Genomic DNA, 18,388 nt, shown 5'->3' with positions numbered 1-18,388 from the left:
TTTGACTGAATCACACTTAAACGCCTAGATAGCGATCACTCAATATTCTGGATCTGCTCGCGCATTTGTTCGATAAGCACTTTGAGCTCGACGCCGGAGGCGGTGATTTCGGTGCTGATTGATTTGGAGGCGAGGGTGTTGGCTTCGCGGTTGAACTCTTGCATCATAAAGTCCAAGCGTCGGCCGCAGGCGCCGCCTTTTTTGAGGATTTTATGTGCTTCTGAAACGTGTGAGTCCAAGCGGTCAAGCTCTTCTGCGACGTCGACTTTTTGCGCCAGCATCACCATTTCTTGCTCAACGCGGGCTGGGTCGAGTTCCACTTGTGCTTCTTCTAAGCGCGTGGTTAAACGTTCACGTTGCCACTCAATCACGGTGGGCATCTTTTCACGCACTTTGATCACTTCGGCGCTAATGGCATCGAGTCGTTGCTCAATTAGGGCTTTCATGTTCTCGCCTTCGCTGGCACGTGCAGCGATAAAGGCATCGAGTGCTTCATCAAGACCAGCTAATAAGGCGCGGTGTAGCTCGTCGGTGTCTTGCTCCGGCGCTTCCATCACCCCTGGCCAGTTCAGGACCTGAAACGGATTGATGTTGCCTTCACCCGCGGTCTCTTTCACCCATTTGGCGGCGTGAATCACTTGCTTGGCCAAGGCTTCATTGATGGTGAGCTTATCTTGGCTGGCTTGTGAGGTATCAAAGCGCAGGTTGCATTCCACTTTGCCGCGGGCTAGGCGCTTGCGAAAACGCTCGCGTACCACAGGCTCAAGGCTACGTAGCTGCTCAGGCATGCGAATGTAGGTTTCGAGATAGCGCTGGTTAACGGAGCGGATTTCCCAAACCGCGTTGCCCCAATCGCCCTTGAGTTCTTGTCGGGCGTAGGCGGTCATACTGTGGATCATGTGTACCTGCTCTTGTGTACTGAAGGTGAATGGCAAAGATTATACGCATCCATGCCCTTGCCGTCAGCTGTCTTGGTCTGTGGGGTGGACAGGGATCGCAAGCGAGCGGAGAAACACGTATAATCGCGCCCACATTCTGTCAGTCAATAAGGTAACTTGCATGCGCCCAAGTGGAAGAGCACTCGACCAAATTCGTCCCGTTAGCTTTACCCGCGGTTTTACGGCCCACGCAGAAGGCTCTGTGTTGGTGTGCTTTGGTGATACCAAGGTGATCTGTAATGCCACGATTGAAGAGGGCGTACCGCGCTTTTTAAAAGGCAAGGGCCAAGGTTGGGTGACCGCCGAGTATGGCATGTTGCCACGAGCAACCCACACCCGTAACCGTCGTGAAGCGTCAAGCGGTAAACAAGGTGGCCGTACCGTCGAAATTCAACGTTTGATTGGCCGCAGTTTGCGCGCCGCGGTCGATTTAAAAGCACTGGGTGAGCGCACCATTACGGTTGACTGTGACGTGATTCAAGCCGACGGTGGCACACGCACCGCATCCATTTCTGGGGCGAGCGTGGCCCTGGCGGACGCGCTTAACGCACTGGTACGCGAGGGCAAGCTTGCGGCTAACCCGATGCGTGGCCATGTGGCCGCTGTGTCAGTGGGTATTTATCAACAAACGCCGATTTGTGACCTTGAATACGTGGAAGACTCGGCCGCAGATACCGACATGAACGTGGTGATGCTCGAAGATGGCCGTATGATTGAGGTGCAGGGCACTGCCGAAGCCGAGCCGTTTACCCCCGATGAGCTAAACGCGATGCTCGCACTGGCCAGTAAGGGCATTGATGACATTGTCGTCGCGCAAAAATCGGCACTCGCCGACGCCTAACAGATTAAGTAGCTCCCGCATCGGGGGCTATTTTTTTATCTATCCGACCCCAGGTGGCATGTGGCGTGTCACCAAGACAATCAAGAGAGGAACGAATGAAAGCCTATCAGCGCCAGTTTATTGAGTTTGCCTTAGAGCGTGAGGTATTAAAGTTTGGCGAGTTTACCCTTAAATCAGGGCGGAAAAGTCCGTACTTTTTTAATGCCGGCTTGTTTAACACCGGACGCGATTTGGCAAAGCTGGGTGAATTTTATGCGGCCGCGTTGATGGATGCAGGGATTGATTACGATGTGTTGTTTGGTCCTGCTTACAAAGGGATCCCGATTGCGACCACCACCGCGGTAGCGCTCGCGGCGCATCATGATGTGGATACGCCTTATTGCTTTAACCGTAAAGAGGCCAAAGACCATGGTGAGGGCGGCAACTTGGTCGGCAGCGCGCTGAGTGGCCGTGTGATGTTGGTGGATGATGTGATCACCGCAGGTACTGCCATTCGTGAGTCAATGACACTGATTCAAGCGCAAGGGGCGCAGCTTGCTGGGGTGTTGGTGGCAATTGACCGCCAAGAGCGTGGCCAAGGAGAGTTGTCGGCGATCCAAGAAGTAGAGCGTGACTTTGGTTGCCAGGTGGTGTCTATCATTAGCTTGTCGGACTTGGTCACTTACCTAGAGCAAAGCCAAGCCGATCCGGCTCAGTTGACGGCGGTGAAAGCGTACCAGGCGAGCTACGGGATTTAAGTTGCGTGCGTGCAGCTGGCAGAGCCATTTAGCTGAGCCTGTTGCACGACGCCAGTTGCACTGCGCCATTTACTGCAGTTGGTTGGTGAGCAGTTGCCAGTATTGCTCGAAATTGGCAGTCGGCAGCTGCTTAAATGATGAGCGCACGTAGCGACAAAAGCCGCCTTCCACTTGGCTAATCAATTGGCTGGCGAGCACTGCCTCATCCAATGGGAACCCTTTCCCTTCGCGTAAACGACGCTCGCGCAGTACTTGCTTTAGCTGCGCCTCGACGCGTTCAAACAGCTGGTTGATCCGCGCTTGTAATCTATCTTGCTCAAACATCAAGGCATGACCTGTCATGATGCGCGTGAGCCCCGGGTTGCGCTCGCCAAAGGCCAGCAGCAATTGCAAAATCAGTTTGAGGCGCACCAAGGTATCCTTTTCTTCCTCAATGATCAGGTTGATGCGGGATAACAGGGAATCTTCGATAAACTCGATGAGCCCCTCAAACATCCGCGCTTTACTGGGGAAGTGGCGATAGAGGGCTGCCTCAGACACCCCGACTTGCTCGGCGAGTTTGGCCGTGGTGATGCGTTGGCTGCCTTGGTTGGATTCCAGCATTTGCGCGAGCGCTTGAAGGATCTCTTCGCGGCGATTACTTTTTTTTGGGGCTGCCATGGATGCGATTCCTTTGTCTTTTTATCTGTCACACTGGCGACCGGTAAAGGAGGCATCATGGAGAGGTGCCGCCATGTGTGGATTTTTCCCCTATCTTAGCGACGAGGTCTCTGTATTAAAAGCAAAAAGCGTGGCCATGGCGCACGCTTTTGAACTTGTATTTTGGCGATAAGTAGGTTGTCCCTCTCACCCGCGTCAGTGCTCATCCTGGATGGTTTGCTGTAAATAGCGTGCATGTATGTGCTTCATCACTTCGTGGGCTAATGTACGCTTTTCCGCGACGGGTAGGGCTTTGTCGCCGCCAGGCCAAAACAGGTGTAAGGCATTGCAATCGCTGTTAAAGCCTTGGTCGGACTGGGACACATCGTTCGCACAAATCATATCAAGCTTTTTGCGCGCCAGCTTGTCACGCGCGTAGGCCGCGACATCTTGGGTTTCGGCGGCAAAGCCGACCGTAAATGGACGATGTGACGTTAAGCCCGCTACCGAAGCAATAATATCGGGATTTTTTACCATGGTGACCGTCATCGCGTCTTTATCCACTTGCTTTTTCATTTTCTGTTCGGCGATGTGTTGTGGACGGTAGTCCGCGACCGCGGCACAGCCGATAAAAATATCTTGGTCGGTGATGCTCGCATGCACCGCATCATGCATTTGTTGGGCGCTGGTGACATCAATACGCGTGACACCTGTCGGCACTGGCAATGCGACTGGGCCAGAGACTAAGGTGATATCGGCCCCTAAACGGGCTGCCGCCTCGGCGAGGGCATAGCCCATTTTCCCTGAACTGTGGTTAGACAGATATCGGACTGGGTCTAGCGCTTCGCGGGTAGGGCCGGCGGTAATCATCACACGCTTGCCTGAAAGCGGTTTGGGGCCGGCCCAACGTTCGCATTCAGCTACTAAGGCCAGCGGCTCCAGCATGCGCCCAAGGCCCACATCGCCGCAGGCTTGCGCGCCACTGTCGGGGCCCCATATCAAGCAGCCGCGTGCACGCAGTCCACGTAAGTTCGCCTGGGTGGCGTGGGCGCGATACATTTGCTGGTTCATCGCCGGCGCAATCGCCAGAGGCGCATCGGTGGCCAAGCACACGGTAGTGAGCAAATCATTGCCCATGCCCGCTTGGATCCGGGCTATCAAATCGGCGGTTGCTGGGGCAATCAGCACTAAATCGGCCCATTTAGCCAGTTCAATATGCCCCATAGAGGCCTCAGCTGCGGGGTCGAGTAAGCTATCCGATACCGGATGACCGGAAACGGCTTGCAGGGTCAATGGGGTAATAAACTCTTTTGCAGCATGAGTCATCACCACCTTGACGGTAGCGCCACGCTCGATGAGGCGGCGGGTGAGATCGGCACACTTATACGCGGCAATTCCGCCGCCCATGCCAAGCAGAATACGTTTACCGGCCAGCGTCTGGGCTGGCTGCTGTGAACTATTGGCCATAATGCTCTGTGTGTTTGAACGACAATGACGAAACCATACCATAATCCTTAGCGCAAAAAGCTTGTTTGAGCGCATGAATCCGCATGGGGTGTGATGCGCGTTGGATGTGATATGGCTAGCGCACGGCTGAAAGCGTTAACGGTGGCTCATGATAAAATCGCGAACGCGCCGCAGTTACACGGAAAAGTCGTTGCGGCGTGAAAGGCGCTTACTTTAACTGGCGGCAACGTTGAAGAGGAATCACCATGAGCCTAAAAACCTTGCCGCAAGATTGTCGCCCCAGAGAACGCTTGTTAGCACGGGGAGCGGAAAGCCTCTCAGATGCCGAGCTGTTGGCGATTTTTCTACGCACGGGCGTCACAGGGATGAGTGCGGTGGCGCTGGCCGACCATCTGTTGCAGGATTTTGGCTCGCTCCGGGCGCTGATGGGCGCGGACCAAGGGGCGTTTTGTCAGCGAAAAGGACTGGGTAGCGCCAAATATGCTCAGTTACAGGCGGTACTGGAGTTGAGCCGGCGCTATTTAAAAGAAACCTTAAGCAAAACCGACGCATTGACCAGCCCGGACCATACTCGCCGTTATCTCTCGACCTTACTGCGTGACCGGCCTCGCGAGGCCTTTTACGTTTTATTTCTTGATAATCAGCATCGCGTGATAGCCGATGAGCAACTTTTTGAAGGCACGCACAATGCGGCGAGCGTTTATCCACGAGAAATTGTCCGTCGCGCGCTTGAGTTGCATGCCGCAGCACTGATTTTGGCCCATAACCACCCATCGGGCGTGGCAGAGCCGAGCCAGGCAGACCGACATATTACCGATAGAATTGCCAACGCCTTGTCATTCGTGGATGTTCGCGTGCTTGATCACCTAGTGATTGGGGACGGAGATGTGGTATCGTTCGCCGAGCGAGGTTGGTTGTTATCCCCTTAAGGATCGCCATTGGCGAAAAAAACGATCAAAAAGCGCATAAAAGGATCTGCTCGGGACTTGAGCAATGTGAATTCAGTTAGTATAATGCGCCACCTTTGATAGCCTTGACCTTCGACCTGACCTTAACGATGCAGGACTGGCGGACAAGGTTGATATCGAGCCGAAACGATTTTGGAGAGACTTTCATGTCACGAGTATGCCAAGTAACTGGCAAGCGTCCTGTAGTTGGTAACAACCGCTCTCACGCTAAGAACGCCACCAAGCGTCGTTTTCTGCCGAACCTGCAAACTCATCGTTTCTGGGTAGAAGGCGAAAAACGCTTCGTTAAACTGCGCCTATCCACTAAAGGTATGCGCATCATCGACAAAAAAGGCATTAGTTCTGTACTGACAGAAATGCGTGCCCGCGGTGAGAACGTATAAGAGGAATTAGAGAATGGCTAAAAACGGCGTTCGTGAGAAGATTCGTCTAGTATCCTCTGCAGGTACTGGTCACTTCTACACCACAGACAAGAACAAACGTAACATGCCTAGCAAATTCGAGATCAAAAAATTTGATCCTGTAGTTCGCAAGCACGTTATGTATAAAGAAGCCAAAATCAAGTAATTTGATTGACGCTTTGAGAAAGACCCAGCTTCGGCTGGGTTTTTTTATAACTAAAATCTGGTCACATTTACGGTTATACTGCGAAAGACACGCGTAACGTCCTCAGGTGAACCGACATGAAGCTAAAGCGGCAGACATGGAATAACATCCTGATTCTCTCAGTGGTGGTTTTTTTTGGCTTAATGTTGCTGCCAGATTATTTGCGCCATCAACGCCAAGCACGGGCGACGCCTGAGGGAGTGATAGCGCTGGTTGAGTCGCGCAGTGATGTGCTGTCGTTGCGGTTTTCCCATTTGACCCTGACACGTACGTTAGAGGGTTGGCAATCGGATAAACCCTTAGTGATTAGCCCGACAGAGCTTGCGCAGCGCTGGCTGGGACTGACTGGGACACAAATTGATGACACCACCTTGCAGTCGTTGCGACCCCAATTAACCTCTCCCCGTACGTTGGAGCTTACCCGCAGCCCCGACCAAGAGCCCATTCGCATTACCTATTATCAACAACCCCAGTTTTGGTTGATGCAAAACGAACACGGCCAATGGTTAGCCGTGTCAGTGGATAGTCGGTATCTTTTCCCGCTATCAAAGTCGTAAATATTAAGAGCTGTGTTATGCCCGAGTTACCTGAAGTAGAAGTAAGCCGTTTAGGTATCATGCCGTATGTCGAAGGGCAAACGGTTACCGAGATTACCATTCGTCAGCCCAAGCTACGTTGGCCCATTCCCGAAACGTTACAACAGTTAAAAGGCCAGGTGATACGTCGCGTCACGCGTCGCGCCAAGTATCTTTTATTGGAGACGGATGTCGGTACGGCGATTGTGCATTTGGGGATGTCAGGCAGTTTGCGGGTACTTCCCACGTCACTGGCACCGGAAAAGCATGATCATGTTGATGTGACACTCAGCAATGGTCGCTTAATTCGTTACCACGATCCGCGCCGCTTTGGCGCTTGGTTGTGGCAGGAGGGAGATTTGCCGCATCCCGTGTTGGGAAAACTCGGCCCTGAACCACTCACCGATGCGTTCAATTCAGATTATTTGCTGGCCAAGGCGGCAGGCAAAAAAATGGCGATGAAAAGCTTTATTATGGACAACGCCGTTGTGGTAGGTGTGGGGAATATTTACGCCAACGAATCGCTGTTTTGTGCTGGTATCCATCCTAAACGCCCTGCCGGTAGCCTGACGCAAACAGAAGCGACGGCGCTGGTGGATGAGATAAAAACCGTGTTGGCCGCGGCAATCACACAAGGCGGTACCACGCTGAAAGACTTTACTCAGGTAGACGGGAAGGCCGGTTATTTCGCTCAAGCGCTACGTGTTTACGGTAAGTCGGGTGAGCCGTGCCCAACCTGTGACACGACCCTTGAGCGCATAGTCATCGGCCAGCGAGCAACCGTGTTTTGCCCGCAATGCCAGCCTTTATGAACGCTTGTCTTGCAGCTTTTCTTGCAAGGCGGTCAGTACGCTAGGCGCGACAAACTCACTGGTATCACCGTCGTGTAACGCCACTTCTTTGACCAACGTCGAGGAAATAAACGAATGCTCCTCTGATGGAGTCAGAAAGACGCTTTCCAGTGCCGGCATCAATCGGCGGTTCATATTGGCGAGTTGAAATTCATACTCAAAGTCGGAGACCGCCCGCAAACCGCGCACTAGAATGTTGGCTTGGTACTGCTTGGCAAAATTGACCAACAACCCTGAAAAGCCAACCACAGAGACATTGGGAAGGTGTGCGGTGACTGCTTGCGTGAGCGCCACGCGCTCATCCAGATCGAACAATGGCTTTTTGCTCGGGCTAGCCGCAATCCCCACAATCACATCATCAAACATTCTCGCCGCCCGCTCAATCAGATCCAAGTGACCGTTGGTGATGGGGTCAAATGTGCCTGGGTAAATCACGCGTGTATGTTGTTTGTGTGTCACTGGCTTATCCTTAAAAACGTTGATCTGGAAAGAGGTTATCAAATCCTTGTCCATCACGCATTGTTCTTGCAGCGCCGTGACCTCTCGCCTGTGAATCCATTGACGAGCAAGGTACACTAATACGCGCTAGCGTGAGTGCGCAAACAGGAAAAACCGTGAGTATAGAAGTAGAGCAACGCGACAACGAGTGTATTTGGTACGATCCGGCTTTAGTGGAGGCCGACCCTCGCCAGTATTTTGATATTCATTTCTGGCACCAGCAAGCCGCCGTCACCGGTTCAGCGAAAGGGCGCGGTACCACGTTCTTTATCCGAGGGCCGAAAATGGAGATGGCGTTGCGTCATTACTATCGCGGTGGTTTGTTTGGTAAATTCGTGAAGGATCAGTATTGGTTTCAAGGATGGGAGGCGACCCGTTGTGGCGCTGAGATCAACTTACTGGCCTATCTTCGCGAGAAAAAAATGCCTGTGCCTCGTCCTGTCGCTGCACGCGCGGTAAAAAACGGCCGTACTTATCGTGCTGATATCTTGGTGGAGAAAATTCCAGGCGCGCGCGATCTGGTTGCTATCTTGAGTGAAAATAGCTTACTTGCCCATGATTATCGTGCCATTGGTCGTTTGGTTCGCCGCCTACACGACGCTGGCGTGTGTCATACTGATCTGAATATCCACAATATCCTCCGTGATAGAAAAGGAAAGCTGTGGCTGATTGACTTCGATAAGTGCCAACAGCGCGATGGCGAACAGTGGAAAGAGGATAACCTTGCCCGCCTTCATCGCTCGTTTAAAAAAGAAAAAGAGAAGCGTCAGATCCGTTGGCAACCCGAAGACTGGGCTGCCGTATTAAAAGGCTACAATCATATCCGCAAGTAAGACACGAGTGCGGGCGCTAGCGCGGGCGATTAAGCCAGGGCGCGAGTGCCTGCAAGGTGCGTTCGACCGCGCCACGATTTTGCTCTACCACAGAGAGGCCAGCGTTACCCGCTTGCGCGGCAAGAGCGGGGGCATTAAAAAAGGCACCGATTTTGGCGGCGAGGTCTTGGCTATCGTTACATACCTGTAGGGCGCCAGCGTCAATCAGCGCGTCGCCAATCACTTGGAAATTATAATAGCTTGGGCCGGTTAAAAGCGGCTTGCCTAACGCCGCGGGTTCAAGCAGGTTATGCCCACCCACTTTGCTACCCAGAAAACTGCCCGCCATCACTACCACATCTGCGCCAGCAAGGTAGGTCATCATCTCTCCCATGGTGTCCCCAAGGTAAACTTGGGTGCTGATCGCTAGCGGCTCACCCTCGGTGCGTCGTTGTACGCTGAGGCCTTGGCTAGCCACTTGCTGGGCAACATCATCAAAACGTTCAGGATGGCGAGGGACCAGTATCAGCAAGGCGTCAGGGTAGTCGCGCAGTAAAATACTGTGAGCGGCGAGCAAGGTGGCGTCTTCTCCCGCGTGAGTACTGGCACCTATCCAGCAAGGGCGATCACCGCGTGCTTGGCGAAGTGTGGCACCCAACGCCGGATCCACGGCTTTAATATCAAATTTCACCGAGCCAGCTACCGCAAGCTTGTTGTCAGCAATACCGAGACTGGCAAAGCGCGCTTGGTCGTTCTGATGCTGACAAACGATCAAGTCGATATGTTTACTCATGGCTTGAAAGAGCGGTGCAATTTTTTGGTAGCGCTGGCAAGCTTTTTGAGAAAGCCGGGCGTTGATAACCGTAATGGGGATGCCCGCTCGACCCACATGATGCAAGGTATTTGGCCAAAGCTCGGTTTCCATGATCACGCACACCCGTGGTGACACTGCGCGGAGAAAACCTTTTACCGCAAATGGAAAATCAACCGGCATATAGCGGTGTATGATCCCATCAAGACGCTTGGCCTGCTCTGCGCCGGTGGCGGTGGTAGTGGTGACCAGGATCGGAACATCTGGATAGGCTTGTTGCAGCGCGCTGATCACCGGCTTTGCCGCTAGAACTTCCCCCACCGACACCGCATGGAGCCAAATAGGCTGACCGTCTATGTTGGGCGTCCCACCAAAGTGTTCTCGCCACCGCTCGCCAACAGCAGGCTTGCCAGGCCGTTTACGGTACAGCCCAACAAGCAAAAAAGGGGCGGCAAGCGTGAGTAACAATGTATATATCCAGCGCACAAGTTGGCTCTCGAACTGACCACAAATAAGAATGTTATGATACAGTTGTCACAGCATTTATTGAACAGCGCTCTTTATGAAAAGTAAATCCGCCACCTTGATTGTTTCCTTTTACAATAACAGAAACGCTTTAGAGTTGATTTTTCAATCACTGGCTGAACAGTGGAATCATGACTTTAATGTTGTGATCGCTGATGATGGGTCGAAAGAGGAGGTAAAAAATTGGTTATCTGTAAGAGTAGAACAACTCCCATTTTCTGTTACACATGTTTGGCATGAGGATAAGGGGTTTAGGAAAAACAGAATTCTTAATAAGGCGATACTCGCCTCAAAAAGTGACTATTTGATTTTTATTGATGGTGATTGTGTTCCTCAGCATGGGTTTGTCAGAGATCATCTGCAAGCAGCTGAACGGGGGACCGTGGTGTGTGGACGTAGAGTAGAGCTGTCTAAGAAGTACACGGGTTTACTGGTGAAAACTAATAAAAAGTCGACATTTAGTCATAAGTATATGCTATCCATGCTAGTTGACTATCTAGTTAATCGAAGGGAGAAAAATACGACAGAGTACACGGGCAAACACCTCAAAAATGGTCTGTGTCTGCCTTGGTTACAACGTTTAACGAGCCTTTCCTCGAAGCCAAGATCGATTATAGGATGCAATTTTTCTATATATAAGAAAGATTTAGAAAGAATAAACGGTTTTGATATGAACTATGAGGCGCCAGCAGTGGGTGAAGATACAGACATAGAGTTCAGACTGAAAGGCGTGGGTGTACGAACCAAGGCTATCAAGTTTGGTGCGGCGTTGTTACACATGTACCATCACGAATTACCTAGGCCCTCAACTAACAAAGATATCTTTCATAGAACCGTTCAAGAAAAAGCGTTTTGGGCTTCTAATGGCCTCAACAAGCTGAAAAGTTAACCCTTTATTTCTTTATATAGGACTTCATATTTTTTAGCGCACTCAGATATGTCAAATTGATTTATCCTCGCTTCGGAGTTTTCCTTTATGAAGGAAAGTGTGACATCATCTTCGCTGATATTGTGAATCCTCGCGGCGAGGGATGCACTATCCCCTGGTGTCATTAAATAGCCACTAATGCTGTCTTCAATGATATCAGGGATCCCACCCGCGCGAGCGCCTATCACGGGCAGCCCTGCCGCCATCGCTTCTAAAATGACTGAGCCCAATCCCTCTGTATAAGAAGGGTGGATAAGCAAATCGGCCGCCGCGAACCAATCTCCCATATTGGTTTGTTTACCCATAAACTGCACATTCGTGAGCCCCTGAGCTTGCGCCTCGAGTGACGCTCGCTCTTTGCCGTCACCGAGTAAGCAAAACTGAATGTCAGGTGATGTGTCAGCCAGTAACCGTGCAGCTTCAATCGTGACATCAAAGCCTTTATGCGCATACATATTGGCGGCATGAATCACCAAGAACTTCCCACGAAAGTGCGCTCTGATTTGCTCAACCTTATCTTGTGAGACAGGGTAGGTGACAGGAGAGCTAGGGATTTTGACTAACTTGGCATCAGGGTGGCGTTTTTCTAGTTGATGGATAATCTCCGAACTCAAACCGACCAGCGCGCTGGCTTTGCGGTACGCCAGTTGAGATAACCACTTTTTCTTTAAAGGGTTATCAATGCGGCGTGTCACTATGTAGGGTACGCGGTGCAATAGGTGTTGAAACAGTGCCCAATAAATGGCGCGGCCTTCGTGAACATGGATCAGATCGCATGTTGCAGTGATTGAGCGCCCATGTTGCCGAGTATAGTGCGGACAAAGCACGATTTGGCATTGAGGTATCGCGCGAAGCTCGTCGACCAGCGGGCTTTTAGGGTTCACCACCGCCGTGAGCTGGTAGCCTATTCTGGCTTGTTGCTGGATTAAGGTGAGGGTTTGGCGTTCCCCACCACTAAAGCCTGACGCGAGATTGACGTGACAAATGTGCATATTGTCACCACACCTTATTGAAGTCTTCGTTTTCTAACACTTTTGGATCGCGTTGGAACTCGAGTAATTTGGCATATTTCAGATAACTATTTACCGCAGAGCTGAGTGCGACTGTCATACCATCGACTCCACCCAAAAAGCCGCGCTGAAAAATATACTTACGAATAAAGGCGTTGAGGCCATGCACAAAAGGAGAAAACGCGTTGGCACGTTTTCCTTTTTGGTACATAATTTTAGCTGCTCTCCCGCTAAAGTTGCGTCCCGGCTTGGCGAAAAGCTGTCCGAGGTTCTCAAACGAATAGTGGATAAGATCACAGTCAAGCTGTTTCGGGTTTTTGGCCTCAACTGCCGCGTGTTGCTTAACTTCGGCAAACCGCGTTTTTGACTTGTTATACAAGCGAATGCAGTAGTCTGGATACCAGCCGCACTGTTTGATCCAGCGGCTACCGATGTGGTTACGGCGACGAAAGGCAAAGGCATCATGCGCTGTATTGGCCAAATCTAGCGCTTGGATTTGCTGCACTGCTTCTTCGGTAAGACGTTCGTCAGCATCAATACTGAGGATCCATTGATTGTCAGTGTGCGCCAAGCCAACGTTTTTTTGCAGACCATCACCGAGGTAAGCTTGAGTGACTACGGTGGCACCGAGTTGCTCTGCAATGGCAAGCGTGCGATCTGTGCTTTGCGAGTCAACCACCACAATGTTAGAGCACACCTGCTGAAGTGACTCGATACACGCTTTGATGTTTTTTTCTTCGTTGAGCGTAATGACGACGCCTGTGATCATGATGACCTCTAATAATTAATACCGGGAACGAGCTACGCGTGACGCGCACCAATGTGACAGTTTTAGAGCTTTCAGTTTGAGCTTGAACGTGTGAGAGTCTTCTACGCCATATTTTCTTTTTATATACTGCTCATAAGCTTCAAATGGTGCATTTTTTCTTTTGAGTTGCTTAAGAAACTTTAAACAAGTTTTATAAAAAGGGTAAGCAAGATCAGGCTTTTTTTGGGATAATGGATAGATATAGTCGATAATACTAATATAATTGTATTGGTATCTATCACTGTAAGACGACTTTTTAGTAATGGATCCGACTCTTTCCCTATAAAAAATCACGTCTTCATCAATAGTTTTTACTTTAGGTGATCTGGAGAAAACTTGCCAATAAAACTCTTCGTCTTCATGTATTAGGCCTTCTTTAAAACGAATCCCATTGAAAATTTCTTTTCTATATAGTTTATTCCAAACTACAATTTCAAGCTGAAAAAAGTCTTTATTAAAATTTATTTTTGAGCTTCTTCGTTTTTTGTAACGACGAAAGTCCCCGTTGGATTCATTATAGGCTAAAACCCCACCCGAAATGACATCATAACCTTTAGATGCGTTGACCAAAGAACTAATAGCACTTAAAGATAGCCAATCATCGGAATCAAGAAAAAATAGGAACTCACCTTTCGCATCTTTTATTCCCGAGTTTCGTGCACCAGAAAGGCCTTTATTCTTTTGATCAATGACCCTAACTCTGTTATCTCTTTGAGCAAAGCTGTCACATATACCTTTACTGCTATCAGTAGAACCATCATTGATGCAAATAATCTCAAGGTTTTCATATGTCTGATTAATCACTGACTCTAAACACTGAGCAATAAAATCTTCAACATTATAAACAGGAATAACAACACTTACTTTAGGGTTATACATAAGAAACCTTTTTATACTCAGATACGATTTTCTCACCACTAAACTCAGTCAATTTTTCCTCAATGTAGGATTTTTCTTTATCGGACCATGACGAACTGAGTGATTTATACATTTTATCAGCGAGTGGTTCAGGCTCTTGTGCGCTGAGGTATTTTTCCAATTCTCCATCCATGATTTGACGAACACCACCGTCTGAGTCAGTGCATACTATACGACTATCACAGGCAAGCGCCTCGAGCAATACCATACCGAGCCCTTCAAATCGTGAACTCAGCACAAACAGGTCGGCATGCTTAAACCATGGGAACGGATTTTTGCGCGCGCCTTTAAAAAATACCCGATGCTCTAAATTGTGCTCTTTTACAGTATTTTCGATATTTTCTCTATCTTTTCCTTCGCCAACAATAACCAGATCTTGATGGATACCGCACCTATCAACGAGGTGCGCGTAAGCCTTAACCAGTAACGTAAAATTTTTTACCTGTGTCAATCGTCCCAAGCCAAGGATAAAAGGTCGAGGATGCATATCTGGCTCCGTTCTATCTGCTTGTTCACGAATATAGGGTGTATTGTTAGGATTGCTTATAACTTTCGAGATCAAGGGTGATATATTGTGAATGTTGGCGAGAGATTGAAAGCTCTTATGGGCTCCCTCGGAAACGCAGACAATATTTTTATAATCAAAAATCGCACGGTAAACGATACTGGAAAAAGCGCCGTAATGGTGAGGCTTGATAATGTTTTCACAGACATAAACAAAGCGGTCATCATGTAGCGGCCAAAGTTGTTCAAAGGTGCCTTGGCCACGAAAAATGACCAGATCAAATTTTCCTTTTTCCGCCTCAAGCTGTCTAAGTTTTCGCTTGAAGAAAAAAGAATTTGGATAGGCAAAGAGTAGCGGGAAGGTTTTGCTGACCAGCGCATTAACCAGCTTACAAATAAAGTAATAAAGCGCACCTATGCCGGTTTTTAATACTGACTTTTTAAGATCAAACAGGCGGACGTCCACATCCGACGTCGGCTTTATATCTTGTGGTCGATTTTTGAGGTAGATTAGCGTGGCATCGTCACCATGGGCGGTGAATGCATCGGATAAATTTACCGCAACTCTCTCCATCCCACCGAGTTTGAGACAATTGACGACAATTGCGACACGCATATCAGTCTTCACCCTGTGTGTTGTTTTTGGCGCTAGTTAGTGAGTAAAAGCAGCCCGATATTATGACAAAGGCAAACACACCAAGGCTTCGGCTGTTAAAGGTTTCGAAGGCATTAATGGTTAGCCAGTAGATAAAAAAGGCGATAGAGAAGAATGCGACTATCTTACCGTTTTCCGACGTATCGCGAGCGACAAAGCAACGCTTAGCGAGCTGGAAGTAGGTAAATAAAATCAGTGCAAAGCCTGCCAAGCCATAGGCGACCAGTGTTTCTATGTGGTTACTATGTAAATGCGATAGGTTGCTATACTTAGGCACCGTTTTTTTCAGCTCTGAAAGTTTCTCAGAAGAAGAGATAACATACCCAATACCGTTTTCACCCAGACCTACCAAGGGACTCTTTTGAAATACATCCCAAGCCGCTAACCAAGAGTTCAGCCTGACACCGACACTGGTCATCGGGATGTTATCTAGGTTGCCTTGGACCACGCTCGAAATAACCGAGCTCTCCTTTAACGCGCGGCTTTGAATATAGTCAGATTGACTGACTGCAAACAGGGTGACGACGACAAATGCGTAGCCAAGAAGTAGCTTTTTCTTCCCTTTAATGAGCCCAACAATAAACATCAGCGCTGGCGTTAATGCGATGACGATCGCCAGAGCAAGCCACACTTGTCGCGACTGGCTGACCAGTGTTAATGCGAGACCCAGGACGGCTGAAAGTGCAAAAAACGCACGAATCGTCCAGCGACTTTTGTCGGCGAGATAAAAGCTAAACGCCGAAATAATCGCGATCACACCGCCCAGCATCGAGGTGTACTGCGCATTCTTTAAGCCAAAGTCGACGCGGTGTGTGTGGAGCAGTCGCTGAATCTGGCTTGAAAAGTCGCTTTGTGTGTAACAGGCGATAAACACGCCCAAAACAAAGCAAGCAGCGAGCGTGATAACAGCATCCTTGCGCCCTTGTAAGGCGAGGCCGATGGGGACGAGCAAAAACAGTTTTGCCAATCGATCGACATGTGGGTAGGCATTGGCAACATCAGGAATATGCGTCAAGCTATTTGCCCAACTTAGACACTGGACAATAATGACACCAAAAAAAGCCCACATTATGGGGTCTTTTTTAAGCTGTGGCCAATGGGTATAAAGCAAGGGTAGGCTTAATAACAAAAAGCCTGCGCGGAAGACTTCACCCACGTCAGGAAATGCGATGGCACACAAGGCATAACCGAATAGGAAAAAACGGGTGATTTGGTAATACAGCTGATGACTAAAGTATCGAGATACGGATGGTGTCGTGTTATTGGTGCTCACGGTAGAATCCTTTTTACAACTTGGCTCGGGGCGAGGTCGTTTAAACATTTTAAGTGCCCTAAGGGACATTCGCGCTGGAAGCAAGGGCGGCACTCGATATCCGTGTGCACAATATCGACCTTACTGGTCAGCGGCGGGGTGTAATCGGGTGATGTTGAGCCGTAGATGGCGATCACTTGGCAGTTGACCGCTGCGGCGATATGCATCAACCCCGAGTCATTGCTGACCACAGTTTGACACGCGCCCAAGAGGTCGACGGCTTCGATTAAGTTAGTTTTGCCTGCCAATACATGAATGTTAGGCGCGTTTTCTGCGAGAGTGGCAATGTTTTCACAGGTTTCAACATCTTTTGCCGAGCCAAATAGCCAGATTTGGTAGCCTTGTTGATGTGCTTGGCGTGCCACTTCAGCATAGTGCTGCTCAGGCCATTTTTTGGCGGGCCCGAATTCGGCACCCGGGCATAAGCCAATCACAGGTTTATCTTGGTTTAGTCCCAGCTTGGTGATAACGGCCGCTTGTGCGTCAGGGTCAATGGTTAACTCAGGTTTTGGCAGGCCTTCAAGACCGCCCAGCGAGGCAGAGTTTTGCATCTCGGCGCGCGGGTGAGCGAGGGCAACATAACGCTCAACCATGTATTGAAATGCTTTCTTGTTGGGGCGCAGGTCGTTGAGCAAGCCATAACGCATTTCACCTTTCCAACCAGTGCGGGTCGGGATCCCTGCAAACCAAGGGGTCAGTGCCGATTTGGCCGAATTAGGCAATACGTAGGCACGGTCATAGCCACGCTTTGCCAAGCGCTTGCCCAGTTGATAGCGCTTACCCAGTGCAAACTCTCCATGGCCGAGTGGCATTTCAATGCTGCGATTAACCTCGGGCATACGCGCGAGAATCGGGGCGCACCAAGCGGGCGCCATCACATCAATCTTGGCATCCGGGTGCTGTTGCTTGAGGGCTTTGTACAAAGACTGCGACATCACCATGTCGCCGACCCATGATGGACCAATGACTAAAATGCGTGTCATGATGCCCGTTTCCTCTTTGCCTCTTGGTAGATATTACGACCATCCTCGCGGGTGCGAAGCAGCTGTAAGATCCACATATATTGATCTAACTGCTCGTCGAGCATGGTTTCTATTTGTTGGTTCATCATGCGTGCGTCGGTGCTACTGTTTCCTGTTGGGAAGTCATTAAACGCAGGGTGCACCTCGATCATGAACCGACCGCTTTTCGCATCAAAGCCGGAAAGCACAGGGATAATATGCGAGCGGGTGACTTTGCTTAACTTGCCTAGACTCGGCAAGGTCGCTTTGGTGGTAGCAAAAAACGGCACAAACTCGCTGCTCTCATCGCGCATATCTTCGTCGGGCAAGTAGTAGCCCAAAAAGCCGCGTTTAACTGCGCGGATAAAGGGTTTAATCCCTGCTTCGCGCTCATAACAATTGCCGCCATATTGCACGCGTTGACGGTGCATGAGCCAGTCCAGCAGCTGATTTTTTTGCCGTTTTGAGAATGCCGCCACGGGGAGCCCTTGCGAGGCAAATAAAATCGCGGCGGCATCAATGGCCCAAGTATGGGGCACAAAGAGGATCACCGCTTCGTCGTTATCAGTGTGCCGAGTAATATGTTCCATGCCAATCACATCACAGTGGTCCTGAAACCACTGGCGACTGCGCAAGGTGATCAGCGGAAAGCTCAGCAAAAAAGCCCCGGCGGTGGTCAAGGTGTCGATTAATACGGCCTCACGCGCTTGCGCGGATTTCTCGGGAAAGCAGGCTTCCAGATTAAGCCAGGCGTTAAGGATCGTGCCTTTTTTCTTTTTAACCAGCTTGCGTGCTACCCAGTGCGCGAAGCGATGCTTAGCGCGCGCCGGCACCAGGAGGCTGAATGGCATAGCGATGAGTAGCATCAGCCATGTGCCCCAGTATTTGGGCGCTAAGTAAGCACGCGAGAACTCGGGGTTATACGCGTGCGCGTCGTAATCGTGTCGCTGTTTTGTCATTGCTCTTTACTCGCACCCCAGAACG

The 18,388-nt window shown here is 50.0% G+C and carries 21 protein-coding genes; 9 read left to right on the top strand and 12 right to left on the bottom strand.

The features are described from left to right. Window positions 1–35: 35 nt before the first annotated feature. On the bottom strand, window positions 36–899 hold the full coding sequence (locus tag BGL48_RS06665) for a YicC/YloC family endoribonuclease (RefSeq protein WP_069361928.1): 864 nt from the start codon (window positions 897–899) through the stop codon (window positions 36–38). 160 nt (window positions 900–1,059) lie between these two features. Here BGL48_RS06665 and rph point away from each other — a divergent pair, with 160 nt between their 5' ends. Together rph and pyrE are read left to right on the top strand one after the other, a co-directional pair. After that, complete coding sequence (gene rph, locus BGL48_RS06660) at window positions 1,060–1,779, top strand: ribonuclease PH (RefSeq protein WP_069361927.1); 720 nt, start codon at window positions 1,060–1,062, stop codon at window positions 1,777–1,779. A gap of 95 nt (window positions 1,780–1,874) precedes the next feature. Next, window positions 1,875–2,516, top strand: coding sequence for an orotate phosphoribosyltransferase (gene pyrE, locus BGL48_RS06655; RefSeq protein WP_069361926.1), 642 nt, complete (start codon window positions 1,875–1,877; stop codon window positions 2,514–2,516). Window positions 2,517–2,585: 69 nt separating this feature from the next. Here pyrE and slmA read toward each other — a convergent pair whose 3' ends face one another. Further along, window positions 2,586–3,176, bottom strand: coding sequence for a nucleoid occlusion factor SlmA (gene slmA, locus BGL48_RS06650; protein WP_069361925.1), 591 nt, complete (start codon window positions 3,174–3,176; stop codon window positions 2,586–2,588). Between the two features lie 195 nt (window positions 3,177–3,371). Next, a complete protein-coding gene (coaBC, locus tag BGL48_RS06645; RefSeq protein WP_069361924.1) occupies window positions 3,372–4,622 on the bottom strand; it encodes a bifunctional phosphopantothenoylcysteine decarboxylase/phosphopantothenate--cysteine ligase CoaBC in 1,251 nt (416 codons plus the stop codon). 245 nt (window positions 4,623–4,867) lie between these two features. Here coaBC and radC point away from each other — a divergent pair, with 245 nt between their 5' ends. The 5 genes from radC (at window position 4,868) to mutM (ending at window position 7,583) form a co-directional block, all read left to right on the top strand. Then, window positions 4,868–5,551 (top strand): RadC family protein, encoded by a 684-nt coding sequence (gene radC / locus BGL48_RS06640; RefSeq protein ID WP_069361923.1) that lies wholly within the window; start codon window positions 4,868–4,870, stop codon window positions 5,549–5,551. Window positions 5,552–5,736: 185 nt separating this feature from the next. Continuing rightward, a complete protein-coding gene (rpmB, locus tag BGL48_RS06635) occupies window positions 5,737–5,973 on the top strand; it encodes a 50S ribosomal protein L28 (protein WP_069361922.1) in 237 nt (78 codons plus the stop codon). Window positions 5,974–5,986: 13 nt separating this feature from the next. Further along, complete coding sequence (gene rpmG / locus BGL48_RS06630; protein ID WP_046074696.1) at window positions 5,987–6,157, top strand: 50S ribosomal protein L33; 171 nt, start codon at window positions 5,987–5,989, stop codon at window positions 6,155–6,157. A gap of 116 nt (window positions 6,158–6,273) precedes the next feature. After that, window positions 6,274–6,753, top strand: coding sequence for a hypothetical protein (locus BGL48_RS06625; protein ID WP_069361921.1), 480 nt, complete (start codon window positions 6,274–6,276; stop codon window positions 6,751–6,753). A 17-nt stretch (window positions 6,754–6,770) separates the two neighbouring features. Next, window positions 6,771–7,583, top strand: coding sequence for a bifunctional DNA-formamidopyrimidine glycosylase/DNA-(apurinic or apyrimidinic site) lyase (gene mutM / locus BGL48_RS06620; RefSeq protein ID WP_069361920.1), 813 nt, complete (start codon window positions 6,771–6,773; stop codon window positions 7,581–7,583). Here the strand turns inward: mutM and coaD are convergent. Then, complete coding sequence (coaD, locus tag BGL48_RS06615; protein WP_369801956.1) at window positions 7,578–8,123, bottom strand: pantetheine-phosphate adenylyltransferase; 546 nt, start codon at window positions 8,121–8,123, stop codon at window positions 7,578–7,580. The genes mutM and coaD overlap by 6 nt on opposite strands. A gap of 119 nt (window positions 8,124–8,242) precedes the next feature. Here coaD and BGL48_RS06610 point away from each other — a divergent pair, with 119 nt between their 5' ends. Then, window positions 8,243–8,953 carry a 3-deoxy-D-manno-octulosonic acid kinase gene (locus BGL48_RS06610; protein ID WP_069361992.1) on the top strand — a complete coding sequence of 237 codons (711 nt, stop codon included), beginning with the start codon at window positions 8,243–8,245 and terminating at the stop codon, window positions 8,951–8,953. A 16-nt stretch (window positions 8,954–8,969) separates the two neighbouring features. On the opposite strand, the gene waaA is transcribed toward BGL48_RS06610, so the two are convergent. Then, entirely contained in the window at window positions 8,970–10,229 is a 1,260-nt protein-coding gene (gene waaA, locus BGL48_RS06605; protein ID WP_069361918.1) for a lipid IV(A) 3-deoxy-D-manno-octulosonic acid transferase, read from the bottom strand. Window positions 10,230–10,305: 76 nt separating this feature from the next. Here waaA and BGL48_RS06600 point away from each other — a divergent pair, with 76 nt between their 5' ends. Then, a complete protein-coding gene (locus tag BGL48_RS06600) occupies window positions 10,306–11,157 on the top strand; it encodes a glycosyltransferase (RefSeq protein ID WP_069361917.1) in 852 nt (283 codons plus the stop codon). Here the strand turns inward: BGL48_RS06600 and BGL48_RS06595 are convergent. From BGL48_RS06595 to lpxM, 7 genes are read right to left on the bottom strand one after another with little or no spacing between them, the layout of a single operon-like run. Next, complete coding sequence (locus tag BGL48_RS06595) at window positions 11,154–12,188, bottom strand: glycosyltransferase family 4 protein (RefSeq protein ID WP_069361916.1); 1,035 nt, start codon at window positions 12,186–12,188, stop codon at window positions 11,154–11,156. The genes BGL48_RS06600 and BGL48_RS06595 overlap by 4 nt on opposite strands. Window positions 12,189–12,192: 4 nt before the next feature. Beyond that, window positions 12,193–12,975 (bottom strand): glycosyltransferase family 2 protein, encoded by a 783-nt coding sequence (locus BGL48_RS06590; RefSeq protein WP_069361915.1) that lies wholly within the window; start codon window positions 12,973–12,975, stop codon window positions 12,193–12,195. 15 nt (window positions 12,976–12,990) lie between these two features. Then, complete coding sequence (locus BGL48_RS06585; protein WP_069361914.1) at window positions 12,991–13,893, bottom strand: glycosyltransferase family 2 protein; 903 nt, start codon at window positions 13,891–13,893, stop codon at window positions 12,991–12,993. Next, window positions 13,886–15,052 (bottom strand): glycosyltransferase, encoded by a 1,167-nt coding sequence (locus BGL48_RS06580; protein ID WP_069361913.1) that lies wholly within the window; start codon window positions 15,050–15,052, stop codon window positions 13,886–13,888. The genes BGL48_RS06585 and BGL48_RS06580 overlap by 8 nt, the downstream gene beginning before the upstream one ends. Window position 15,053: 1 nt before the next feature. After that, window positions 15,054–16,364: an O-antigen ligase family protein gene (locus BGL48_RS06575; RefSeq protein ID WP_069361912.1), complete on the bottom strand. Its 1,311-nt coding sequence runs from the start codon at window positions 16,362–16,364 to the stop codon at window positions 15,054–15,056. Next, window positions 16,361–17,386 (bottom strand): lipopolysaccharide heptosyltransferase II, encoded by a 1,026-nt coding sequence (gene waaF, locus BGL48_RS06570; protein ID WP_069361911.1) that lies wholly within the window; start codon window positions 17,384–17,386, stop codon window positions 16,361–16,363. The genes BGL48_RS06575 and waaF overlap by 4 nt, the downstream gene beginning before the upstream one ends. Then, complete coding sequence (lpxM, locus tag BGL48_RS06565) at window positions 17,383–18,363, bottom strand: lauroyl-Kdo(2)-lipid IV(A) myristoyltransferase (RefSeq protein ID WP_069361910.1); 981 nt, start codon at window positions 18,361–18,363, stop codon at window positions 17,383–17,385. Before lpxM ends, waaF begins: the two co-directional genes overlap by 4 nt. Between the last annotated feature and the right edge of the window lie 25 nt (window positions 18,364–18,388).

The sequence above is a fragment of the Salinivibrio sp. SS3 genome (assembly GCF_001722105.1).
In the GTDB taxonomy this organism is placed as follows: domain Bacteria; phylum Pseudomonadota; class Gammaproteobacteria; order Enterobacterales; family Vibrionaceae; genus Salinivibrio; species Salinivibrio kushneri.
The sequence above is the reverse complement of the archived record's forward strand: the minus strand, read 5'-3'. Positions and strand labels throughout refer to the sequence as shown.